The organism is Flavobacterium sp., assembly GCF_043773265.1.
Taxonomy (GTDB): domain Bacteria; phylum Bacteroidota; class Bacteroidia; order Flavobacteriales; family Flavobacteriaceae; genus Flavobacterium.
The window spans coordinates 1-10,092 of the sequence record NZ_JAYVFH010000299.1; the positions used below are offsets into that span (position 1 = coordinate 1).

Annotated in this window: 13 protein-coding genes; 2 read left to right on the forward strand and 11 right to left on the reverse strand. The window is 28.6% G+C overall.

Features of this window, described 5'->3' with window-relative positions; translation table 11 throughout:
• The 4 genes from ACH2BO_RS15440 to ACH2BO_RS15455 all read right to left on the reverse strand — a co-directional run.
• A partial coding sequence (locus ACH2BO_RS15440; RefSeq protein ID WP_395045623.1) for an Lrp/AsnC family transcriptional regulator occupies positions 1-358 on the reverse strand: 358 nt, incomplete at its 3' end.
• A gap of 107 nt (positions 359-465) precedes the next feature.
• Positions 466-1,842 (reverse strand): saccharopine dehydrogenase family protein, encoded by a 1,377-nt coding sequence (locus ACH2BO_RS15445; protein ID WP_395045624.1) that lies wholly within the window; start codon positions 1,840-1,842, stop codon positions 466-468.
• 106 nt (positions 1,843-1,948) lie between these two features.
• Positions 1,949-2,272 carry a hypothetical protein gene (locus tag ACH2BO_RS15450; protein WP_395045625.1) on the reverse strand — a complete coding sequence of 108 codons (324 nt, stop codon included), beginning with the start codon at positions 2,270-2,272 and terminating at the stop codon, positions 1,949-1,951.
• 24 nt (positions 2,273-2,296) lie between these two features.
• Complete coding sequence (locus ACH2BO_RS15455) at positions 2,297-3,058, reverse strand: DUF3108 domain-containing protein (RefSeq protein ID WP_395045626.1); 762 nt, start codon at positions 3,056-3,058, stop codon at positions 2,297-2,299.
• Positions 3,059-3,183: 125 nt separating this feature from the next.
• Between ACH2BO_RS15455 and ACH2BO_RS15460 the strand changes: the two genes are divergently transcribed.
• Both ACH2BO_RS15460 and pckA read left to right on the forward strand, forming a co-directional pair.
• Complete coding sequence (locus ACH2BO_RS15460) at positions 3,184-3,570, forward strand: DUF423 domain-containing protein (RefSeq protein ID WP_395045627.1); 387 nt, start codon at positions 3,184-3,186, stop codon at positions 3,568-3,570.
• 79 nt (positions 3,571-3,649) lie between these two features.
• The gene (gene pckA / locus ACH2BO_RS15465; protein ID WP_395045628.1) at positions 3,650-5,275 is read left to right on the forward strand and encodes a phosphoenolpyruvate carboxykinase (ATP); all 1,626 of its coding nucleotides are present in this window, start codon (positions 3,650-3,652) and stop codon (positions 5,273-5,275) included.
• A 96-nt stretch (positions 5,276-5,371) separates the two neighbouring features.
• Here pckA and ACH2BO_RS15470 read toward each other — a convergent pair whose 3' ends face one another.
• From ACH2BO_RS15470 to ACH2BO_RS15500, 7 genes are all read right to left on the reverse strand, one after another.
• Entirely contained in the window at positions 5,372-5,920 is a 549-nt protein-coding gene (locus tag ACH2BO_RS15470; RefSeq protein ID WP_395045629.1) for a hypothetical protein, read from the reverse strand.
• 18 nt (positions 5,921-5,938) lie between these two features.
• Positions 5,939-6,205, reverse strand: coding sequence for a hypothetical protein (locus tag ACH2BO_RS15475; protein ID WP_395045630.1), 267 nt, complete (start codon positions 6,203-6,205; stop codon positions 5,939-5,941).
• A 47-nt stretch (positions 6,206-6,252) separates the two neighbouring features.
• Positions 6,253-7,398, reverse strand: a complete 1,146-nt coding sequence (locus ACH2BO_RS15480) for a hypothetical protein (protein WP_395045631.1) — start codon at positions 7,396-7,398, stop codon at positions 6,253-6,255.
• A 181-nt stretch (positions 7,399-7,579) separates the two neighbouring features.
• Complete coding sequence (locus ACH2BO_RS15485) at positions 7,580-7,996, reverse strand: hypothetical protein (RefSeq protein ID WP_395045632.1); 417 nt, start codon at positions 7,994-7,996, stop codon at positions 7,580-7,582.
• 329 nt (positions 7,997-8,325) lie between these two features.
• Positions 8,326-8,889: a hypothetical protein gene (locus ACH2BO_RS15490; protein WP_395045633.1), complete on the reverse strand. Its 564-nt coding sequence runs from the start codon at positions 8,887-8,889 to the stop codon at positions 8,326-8,328.
• A 27-nt stretch (positions 8,890-8,916) separates the two neighbouring features.
• Complete coding sequence (locus ACH2BO_RS15495) at positions 8,917-9,243, reverse strand: hypothetical protein (protein ID WP_395045634.1); 327 nt, start codon at positions 9,241-9,243, stop codon at positions 8,917-8,919.
• Between the two features lie 106 nt (positions 9,244-9,349).
• The coding region (locus ACH2BO_RS15500) for a uroporphyrinogen-III synthase (protein WP_395045635.1) at positions 9,350-10,092 on the reverse strand (743 nt) is incomplete at its 5' end.

The following is a 10,092-nucleotide window of genomic DNA, read 5'->3' on the forward strand; positions in this document are numbered from 1 at the left end:
TGTCGCGGCAAATTATTTTTACAAGAATACTCCAATTTCCTGTTGTGTAATGACATTCTAGAATTTCTGGTATTTTTTTTAATTCTTTTACTGCTTCTGAATTGCTTGCCGCTTTTTCAAGATAAATCCCTATGAAAGCCATAGTTCTGTAGCCCAAAACCTTATTGTTAACTATAAATTTTGAACCCGAAATTACTCCAGCATCTTCAAGTTTTTTTAATCGTTGATGTATTGCAGCTCCAGATATTCCAATTTTATTTGCAATTTGAAGAATTGGTTTTCGTGCATCGAGCATTAAATCTCTAAGAATTTCTTTATCGATTCCGTCAATTTCTATTTGTAGCTGATTGATTTTCATTTTTATAAATTTTAATCAAAAATAGGAATTTTGTTTTATATTTAAATCAAAAGTAGAATTTCACTATTTATTTTATATAAAAAAGAACCAAAACAAGTGTGTCTAAATTAATTTGTTTCAACCAATCTATCTGGATTATATCCAATATATGGCATTTGTGTTTCTTTGAAAATCACTCCAAATTCTTCAAGTTCTTTCAATATTGGAAGATAAACTTCTTCGCGAATTGGTAATTGTACTCCAGGCGTTTTTATGTTTCCGTTTAAAATTTGTAATGTTGCCATAGCAACTGGTAAACCAACAGTTTTAGCCATTGCAGTATAAGTTTGATCGTCACCAATACAAACCATTTTGGAGTCTATTTGGTGTTGTTCTCCATTTAGTTCGTAGCCAAATTTGTGATACATTACAATCATATCTTTGTCATTGGGTTGCAAAGTCCATGAATCGTTTAATATGCGTTCTAGAATTTGTGCTGGAGTTGCATTTTTAAGTCCAACAATTTTAGTTCTACTAAATAAATCTAAATCTAAAAGTTTGTCCCACATAATGTCATCTTGTTCAATATTCAAAGCCATTCGCATTTTAATTTCTACTGAATCTGTTGGATGATAAGGCAAAAAAGAATTGGTAAAATCTCTAAAACTCATAGTTTCTGAATTTTCCATAATGTAATTATCATCGGTCATACCAAGTTGAACAAACATGTTCCAAGCTTTAGAATATCCAACTCTGCGAATTGTACCTCGATATAAAGTTAAAACATCGTCTAATCCATAAACGCTTCTGTATTTTAAAGAATCGCGATTGGCATAAGCTTCAAATTTTCCAAAACCTTCAACTAATAAAAATTCAGTTCTTCGAAATAATTTATGATATGGAATGTATTTATATTTTCCTTCTTGAATAAATTTTGCTGCGCCACCTTGACCTGCCAAAACCACATTTCTTGGTGCCCAAGTAAATTTGTAGTTCCAAAGATTATTGTCACTTTCGGGAGCAACTAATCCGCCACAGAAGGATTCGAATAAAATAATTTTTCCGCCTTTATCACGAATTTCATCGATTATTTTCATAGCACTCATGTGATCAATTCCTGGATCGAGACCAATTTCATTCATGAAAATCAAATTATTTTCTTTAGCCGCGTTATCTAAACTTTGCATTGCATCTGAAACATAAGAAGCAGTAACCATGTGTTTTTTAAATAAAATACAATCATTTGCAACTTCAATATGCATGTGCGCAGGTAACATAGAAATTACAATATCGGCTTTTTTTATTTCTAAATGACGTTGTAATTCGTTATGAATATCAAGTTGAATTGCAGTTGCATTTTTATGATTATTAGTTTTTCTTTGCGCTAATTCTAATGATAAATCTCCAATAGTGAGGTGCAAATTTTGCTCATCAGATTTGTTTAGTAAGTATTGAATTAACGATGAAGCAGAACGTCCAGCTCCAATAATCAAGATATTTCTCATGGTGTTATTATAATTGAAAATGCAAATCTAAAGAAATTTCAATAAAAAAATTCCAAAATCCAATATTGATTTGGATTTTGGAATTTAAGTTATTAAGTTTTCAAATTTATTCTAAACCTTCTAATTCTTCCAGCTCTTTTTTAGCTTCTTGTTTGATTTCTATTTTTTCTTTTTCAAATTGTTTATCAACAGCTACTTCGTCTTTGATTAGGAAAGTTTTAAACAAAACTACTGCTGCACAAAGGTAAGTTATAACAAAAATTAGTTTTGGTAATTTTCGCTGATTTTCATCAGATTTAATAAAGGTTATTATTAAACAAATTGATGCCAAAATTATAGGGGCAAATGCAATTGTATCTAGTGGTAAAGCCGAAAACAATATGCTCAAAAGAGCAAAAAATACGGATAGTATTAAAAATAATTTTCTCATGTTTATGCTGAATTTTGTTCAGTATTAAATTCCAGTTGCAGATGTTAATTTTAATTCTCCAGTTCCAACAGGAATACTAAATTTCATTAAGACAGGAATTTTTTTAGCATCTGCGGTTAAATAAATTAAGTTTTTATCTTTTCCTTTCAAGACATCGGTTTTAGCACCTATAGAAAATTTATAGCATAATTTTTCGCCAAGATTTCCAGCCGAAACAGTTTCAGTTCCTAAAAGTTTAAGTGTAATAGGTATTTGTTTTTCGTCAAAAACAATAGTGAAAGATTGACTTTGACCAGTTTTTATTTTTGATAAATCTAAAGTTCTCAACTTATACATTATTGAAACCACATCTTGAGTAGTTGCTCCAATAGCAAATGTTTTTGTGGTTTCTGGCTTGTTTCCTTTTTTAGCAGTACTAGTTACAGAATTTCCTTTAAAAGCATATTTTTCTTTCTTTTTATATCCACCTTCGTCAATACTTCTTTTATATAAACTTGGTTTTAATGTAGTTGGATTTACATATGATTCATAAATATCACGAATCTTAAAAAACTTATCCCATTTACTAAAAGTTGATAACTCGCAATATAAATGCAAATATGAATTTTTGGCAGTAGCAACCGTTTCTGTAGTCATTGTTACTTGTGCAAGTTGCGTCATTAATCCTTTTAAATTGTAGGAACCAGCATAAACTAATGTTTCGCCAGAAGGAACAACAACTGTTTTCTTTACTGTAAACGAGCATAAAATCAATAGAGTAGCAGTTATATATAGTATTTTTTTCATTTTTATTAAATATGGCGCAAATATAAAATTTTAAAATTGTTATAATCTAAAAGAAAACATAAAAATCCTAACGATTTAAATACATAAACTGATATTTTTGTATTTAATTATATTTAATATCACTTATGGATAAAAAAATTATTATTGTAGCTTGTTTTTTTGCAATAACTGCAATCATTTTAGGTGCTTTTGGCGCTCATGCTCTAAAGAATTTGTTAACATTAGAACAATTAATGACATTTGAAACAGGAGTTAAATATCAAATGTATCATGCTTTATTTTTGCTTTTCTTAGGATTAAATAATCACATCAGTATAAAGTCAAAAAAAACGATTTTAATAGTGACAATTTTAGGTATTACTTTATTTTCGGGATCAATATATTTGCTTGCTACTAATGGTTTAACCTCATTCGATTTTAGAGTAATTGGAATTATTACACCAATAGGAGGATTACTATTAATTGTGGCTTGGAGCATTTTGTTGATGCAAATTTTAAAGAAAAAAGCATAAAATTTAATTAAACTATAACGTTGTATTAATTAATTTTTACCTTTGCCTTCTAATTTTTATTGCAACAAACTAATTTTCTATGGATAATTACACCCAAATCACGAAATCGATTTCGCTAGAAGAATATGGAATTTTAAATGCCCAAGAAATTATATACAATCCATCATTTGAGTTATTATATGATGAGGAGTTAAATTCAAATCTAAAAGGTTTCGAAAGAGGACAGCTTTCAGGACTTGGCGCAGTTAACGTAATGACTGGAGAATTTACAGGTCGTTCACCAAAAGACAAGTATATTGTTAAAGATATAATTACAGAAAATACAATTTGGTGGAATTCTGAAAAAGCTGTAAACGACAATAAACCAATTTCACAAAACACTTGGAATGCTCTTAAATTAAATACAATTAATCAACTTTCAGGAAAAAAATTATTTGTAGTTGATGCTTTTTGTGGCGCCAATGAAAATACTAGACTAAAAGTTCGATTTATTATGGAAGTTGCTTGGCAAGCACATTTTGTAAAAAATATGTTTATTCGTCCAACAGAAGAAGAGCTTGATAATTTTGGTGAACCAGATTTTATAGTAATGAATGCTTCTAAAACTAGTTTTAAAGATTTTGCTGCACATGGATTGAATTCTGAAGTTTATGTTGCTTTTAATCTTACCGAGAAAATTCAATTAATTGGTGGAACTTGGTATGGCGGTGAAATGAAAAAAGGATTGTTTTCAATGATGAATTATTATTTGCCATTGCAAGGAATTGCCTCAATGCATTGCTCTGCTAATAAAGGAAAAGATGGCGATGTTGCAGTTTTCTTTGGACTTTCTGGAACAGGAAAAACAACATTGTCTACAGATCCAAAACGTGAATTAATTGGTGACGACGAACATGGTTGGGATAACGATGGAGTTTTTAATTTTGAAGGTGGATGCTATGCTAAAACCATAGATTTAAGTGCTGCTAACGAACCAGATATTTTTGCAGCTATAAAAAAAGATGCATTATTAGAAAACGTAACCCTTGATGCGAATGGAAAAATAGACTTTCATGATAGTTCTGTAACCCAAAACACGAGAGTTTCTTATCCAATTAATCACATTCATAATATTGTAAAACCTGTTTCTAAAGCTGGTCATGCAACCAAAGTTATCTTCTTGACCGCTGATGCTTTTGGGGTAATGCCACCAGTTTCTAAATTAACTCCAGAACAAACTAAATATTATTTTCTTTCTGGTTTTACGGCTAAATTAGCTGGTACAGAAAGAGGAGTTACTGAGCCAACACCAACTTTTTCAGCTTGCTTCGGCAAAGCATTTTTATCACTTCATCCAACAAAGTATGGCGAAGAATTGGTCAAGAAAATGGAACAACACAAAGCAACTGCTTATATGGTTAATACCGGTTGGAACGGAACAGGAAAACGAATTTCTATAAAAGATACGCGTGCCATTATTGATGCAATTCTTGATGGTTCAATAGAAAAAGCGGAAACCAAAATAATTCCAATTTTTAACTTTGTAGTTCCAACGTCACTACACGATGTTAATTCTGAAATTTTAGATCCAAGAGAAACTTATACAGATACGTCAGATTGGAATGTCAAAGCAGAAGATTTAGCTTCAAGATTTGTTAAGAATTTTGTTCAATATACTGATAATTCAGAAGGTCAAGCATTACTAAAAGCTGGTCCGCAATTATAGAATAATTAATAAACATAAAACTAACCAAAACAAAAAAAGTCTCGTTTTTAGCGAGACTTTTTTATTTTATAAAAACAAAATTTTTAATAAATTAAATTATTTTTTCATTTTTTGCCACATATTTTCATATCCTAATTCTATATCTGGAGAAACACTTTTAACAAATTCCAAAACTTTATGTCTGTCATTTTCTAATGCTTCAAATAATGAAGGAAAAGCGTCTATTTCTTCTTTGAAGAAACTAGTTTTGGACCCTTTTTCTTCAAAGGCATAAGAAAAATTATTCATTAAATATCTAGTTCTTTTTTTTACGATATAAAATTTACCCATTTTATTCAAATTGATACTTTCAGATTTGTTGAATGTTTTTTCTTTATCGTTCTTGTTGTAAAAAACTATTGTTTCTCCATCTGATTCAACAATTAGTCGTATTTGATTACTTGTAAAATAAATATAAAGTCTGGAGCAAATTAAAACTTCTCCAAAAACAAATATTAATCCAACTATTGCAATCCACCAAGAAAACCCGTCCTTAATTAGATTGCCTAAAAAACTAAATACTCCAATAGAACATAATAAAGCCGAAAGTATGTATAGAATGAGCTTATTACTTCTTTTAATTAAAATGATTTCAAATTTTTTCATAATTATTTTTTAATGGTTTTAAAAATGACCAGTTGCTATATAAAACATAAGCCAACCAATACAACCAATTGCCAATCTCCAAACTAATTTTTTTAATAGATCATTTGACATTGATTTTCCTTGTTCAAGATATCCATCTGTTTTGTCATTTGCTGTTCCAACTTTCTTTGATATTTTTGTGCCTGCAATAGCACTTAAAGATAATATATAAAGGATTGCAACCCATGCTGCATTGGCAAATCCAATGAACATTAATATCATGCCGATTATTGATAATGTATCCATGTTTAATTTTTTTAGATTTTCTATTTCAAAGTTTATTAAAAAGATGTTTATTGTTTTATGCTAGAAATAATTAATTTAAGGAATGAATCTATTTCTTCTGCTGTTTTTCCGTTCCCATAAATATTACTTGATACAATTAAAGTCAAATTAGGATTGTTAGGATGATTTAAAATATAAGTTTGAAATTTCCCTACCTTTCTCCAATCGTTTGAATTAATATTACTTCTAATATCAACATCATCTTTAAAAGTGTAACCTTTCAATTTGTTAAATTCTACAGATTGAAATAAGTTCATCATATCCATTTTTTTTAGTTCTTTGTTAACTTTATAGCTTAGGTTTGACAATCTAAACAAATTAGTTGAAGAAATATCTAATCCATTGATATTATCCCATGGAAATTCATATTTATTTGAGTCATAATCATTGAAGTTAACTTTGTTTCCTTTATTAGCAACAGAAACACCTTCATGTATAAAATCGTTTGCAAGTTCTTTTGGATTTAATCCAGGATAGTCATTACTGTCTAGTGCATAGATGCTAACATACTGTAAATTTTGGTCTTTGATTACATATCCTAATTCAGTTCCTTTTTCACCTAATTTACCACTTTGTTCTAAATCGATATCTCCCGGAATATTAGTTTTATCTATTGTCAAATCTAAATACGGCAAGAATAAATTTTTAGTATCCCAAATAGTGACATTAAAAACAAGAGGTTCTAATAATTGTACTTGAGGACCATATTCTCTATATCCTGTTTCTTGAACAACATAAAACCCTACTTTAACTTGTATTGTTTTTTCTTCCTCTCTACCATTTGCAGCAGTCATAATCCAATCTAAAGTGTTGCCTCGTTGAGGAAATTCTCCTTCGCCAAAAACTTTAAATTTCTTTTGAGCAGTTGTTGTTTTTAAGAAATCTTCAATTGCTATATATCCTTCTTTTTGAACAAACCATTGTTGAATTGATCTTTTTTTAGTATTAAGAAGATCAACATACAAAACACTTGCTCCAGAAATAACAGTAATTTTTTTAGGATTTTTGAAGCTAATCTGAAGTGAAGCTAAATCTTTTTTGGAAATTGTTGCACCTGATTTTACTTCTTTCCCATTGATAAAGGCAAAAAGTTGAGCTTGTGAAAAAGCAAAAGAAAGAAGTGATACTAATAATAGTAAACGATTGATTTTCATGTTTAATTTAATTAGAGTTAATTTTATATTTAAAATTTTAATTTAAGTTTAAAAAAGGTTGTTCATTAAAAAAAAAGGATTTCTCTATATTTTATAACAATAAAACAACTATTAATAAACTTAATTAATAGTTGTTTAGATATTTTAATAAACGTAGTTGTTTAAAACAAGGACGTTATTTTTAAACTGTAGTTGATTTTTTAAGATAAAGTGTATAGCTCATATAAGCGCAAGCAGATGCTATTGCTAAAGCTATAAAAGATATAAGAGCAATGCTTTTTGGGTTTGCTCCTGAGGTCATTCCTGCTTCAATGTCTGGAGCAATAAACCATAGTATTGCAGATAATACAATAACCACAACACTTATTTTTTTAACTAGATCTTTTTTCATAAATGCTAATACCACCATTATAAAAGCAATAATAGATACAATCATGCCTAAAATACCTGCATAATCTACTCTCCATTTTGCTGGAATTCCTTCTAAAGCTTCTTTTGCACTCTTTATTTCTGGCGAATCAATTTTATCAACATCAATACCTTGTTTTTTAAGTTCATCGATTTGTTGTTGTGCTTTGTCTACCAATGCGTAATCCATTCCTTATGTACGTGAATCAATATTCACTTTAAGCATTCCTGAACTTCCACCACCTATTAGGTATGCTAAAACCATAAAAACTAAAACTAATCCTCTCATAAATTATATATTTAAATTAAAAAAAATGTTACAGAATTAACAAATAATTCAATCGCAATATAAAGAAAATTTTAATAAATGTTAATTTTTTTATAATTATTTCTAAATATGATTTCAAGCATAAAGGAATATTGATGTTAAACTAATGAAGATTCGTTGAATTTTGTATGAAGTTTGTTTTGTTTTATTAAAAACAGTTTTTAAGTAAAACTATTAAAATTAAAAACGAACTATATCCTTTCTTTAATAAATTCATACATTTTTTTTAAATCTCCAACACATTCATTTTTAGAAATAGCAAAACTTGGAGTATTCTTTATTTGTGCTTTGGACAATGCTTTATAAACAAAGAACTGACCTTTATGTAAAGTATCAATATCTTTAAATTTTAATCGAATAATTGGATTGTCGTAATAACCTTTTAATTCAATAGTATCTATATTATTCCATGGTACAAATGCATTGCGCAAAGATTGTTGATTAATGAATACTCCTTGATTAGTGATGCCAAAAGCTGGGTTTCTTAAATCTTGAGAAAATCGTGCTAAAATTAAAAATACAATAAAAAACAATAAAAATAAAAAAGAATATTCAAATACAATTGTTGGCCATCCAAAGGTTGATAATTTGCCAGTTTTATAGCTTACATAACTACTTGTAAAAGTTCCGTAAAAAAGTCTAGATACAATCATTAAAACAAAACAAATTCCTATAATAATAGATAAATTTTTAATGCCTTTGTATAGTCTAGGAAAGTTGTGATTTGCAATTTCTATAAAATTTAAATGCTGCATTTTTACTTTAAATTTAATTAAAATTCTTTATTTCCAAATTTTATAAAAACTCAACACTCCTAATGCTATTAAAATAAACGACCAGTAAAAAACATTAATATAAAAAATAGAATGATCTGGTCTAACGGTTACTTCTTTGTTTTTTTTAGGATCATAATAAACTTTTCCTTCAGAAGCTTTCCAACCTTTGGCTAAAAAGAAACAAATAATTCCTGTTAAAAGAAATGCTGGTGCCAATGCTTTAGATTTAATAACTGATCCATTTGGATTTTCTTCAAATAGTAAATAACATATATACGTTATAATTCCAAAAATAAATAACACTAATATTCCTTTTCCTCTCCAAATAATCATATAAATAAGTTTAAATTAATGCTATTAGTAATTTGTAGTTTTTCAAATATATAAAAAAATCCCAAACTTATTAAATTTGGGATTTCTTCAATGAAAATTTTATTTTTTATTTTCCTTTATTGGCTTCGGCAACATATTTTTCTAAAGCCATTGTCATAGAAGGAGTTTCAGGTGTTGGAGCAAGAATATCAATTCTTAAACCATGTTCTAATGCTTCTTTTTGAGTTGTGCTACCAAAAACAGCTATTCTAGTTTCATTTTGTTTAAAATCTGGAAAGTTCATAAACAAAGATTTAATTCCAGTTGGACTAAAAAATGCCAAAACATCATAATAAACATCTGCTAAGTCAGACAAATCGCTCATTACAGTTTTATAAAAAACAGCTTGTGTCCAATTTATTTTTAAATTATTTAATGTAATTGGTGCGTCACCATTCAATTGGTCTGATGCTGGAAGTAGAAATTTTTCTTCTTTATATTTTTTGAAAAGCGTAGACATATCGGCAAAATCTTTTTGACCAACATAAATTTTACGTTTTCTATAAACAACATACTTTTGTAAATAAAATGCAATTGCTTCAGATTGACAAAAATATCTTAAATCTTCTGGGACTTTATAGCGCATCTCTTCGGCAACTCTGAAGAAATGATCAACGGCATTTTTACTTGTTAATATGATTGCGGTAAAGTTATTCAAGTCAATTTTTTGAGCCCTAATATCTTTCGCGCTAACGCCCTCTACGTGTATAAAAGAACGAAAATCAACTTTTACCTTGTGCTTTTGCTGTAAATCAAAATAAGGTGAATTTTCAACCTTAGGTTCTGGCTGTGACACCAAAATTGTTTTCA

Bases quoted from the DNA above. Each gene is read 5' to 3' on its own strand.
- ACH2BO_RS15460 (WP_395045627.1), top strand. From the start codon at position 3,184: ATGGATAAAAAAATTATTATTGTAGCTTGTTTTTTTGCAATAACTGCA.
- ACH2BO_RS15470 (WP_395045629.1), bottom strand. From the start codon at position 5,920: ATGAAAAAATTTGAAATCATTTTAATTAAAAGAAGTAATAAGCTCATT.
- ACH2BO_RS15495 (WP_395045634.1), bottom strand. From the start codon at position 9,243: ATGATTATTTGGAGAGGAAAAGGAATATTAGTGTTATTTATTTTTGGA.
- ACH2BO_RS15490 (WP_395045633.1), bottom strand. From the start codon at position 8,889: ATGCAGCATTTAAATTTTATAGAAATTGCAAATCACAACTTTCCTAGA.
- pckA (WP_395045628.1), top strand. From the start codon at position 3,650: ATGGATAATTACACCCAAATCACGAAATCGATTTCGCTAGAAGAATAT.
- ACH2BO_RS15475 (WP_395045630.1), bottom strand. From the start codon at position 6,205: ATGGATACATTATCAATAATCGGCATGATATTAATGTTCATTGGATTT.
- ACH2BO_RS15485 (WP_395045632.1), bottom strand. From the start codon at position 7,996: ATGGATTACGCATTGGTAGACAAAGCACAACAACAAATCGATGAACTT.
- ACH2BO_RS15445 (WP_395045624.1), bottom strand. From the start codon at position 1,842: ATGAGAAATATCTTGATTATTGGAGCTGGACGTTCTGCTTCATCGTTA.
- ACH2BO_RS15455 (WP_395045626.1), bottom strand. From the start codon at position 3,058: ATGAAAAAAATACTATATATAACTGCTACTCTATTGATTTTATGCTCG.
- ACH2BO_RS15480 (WP_395045631.1), bottom strand. From the start codon at position 7,398: ATGAAAATCAATCGTTTACTATTATTAGTATCACTTCTTTCTTTTGCT.
- ACH2BO_RS15450 (WP_395045625.1), bottom strand. From the start codon at position 2,272: ATGAGAAAATTATTTTTAATACTATCCGTATTTTTTGCTCTTTTGAGC.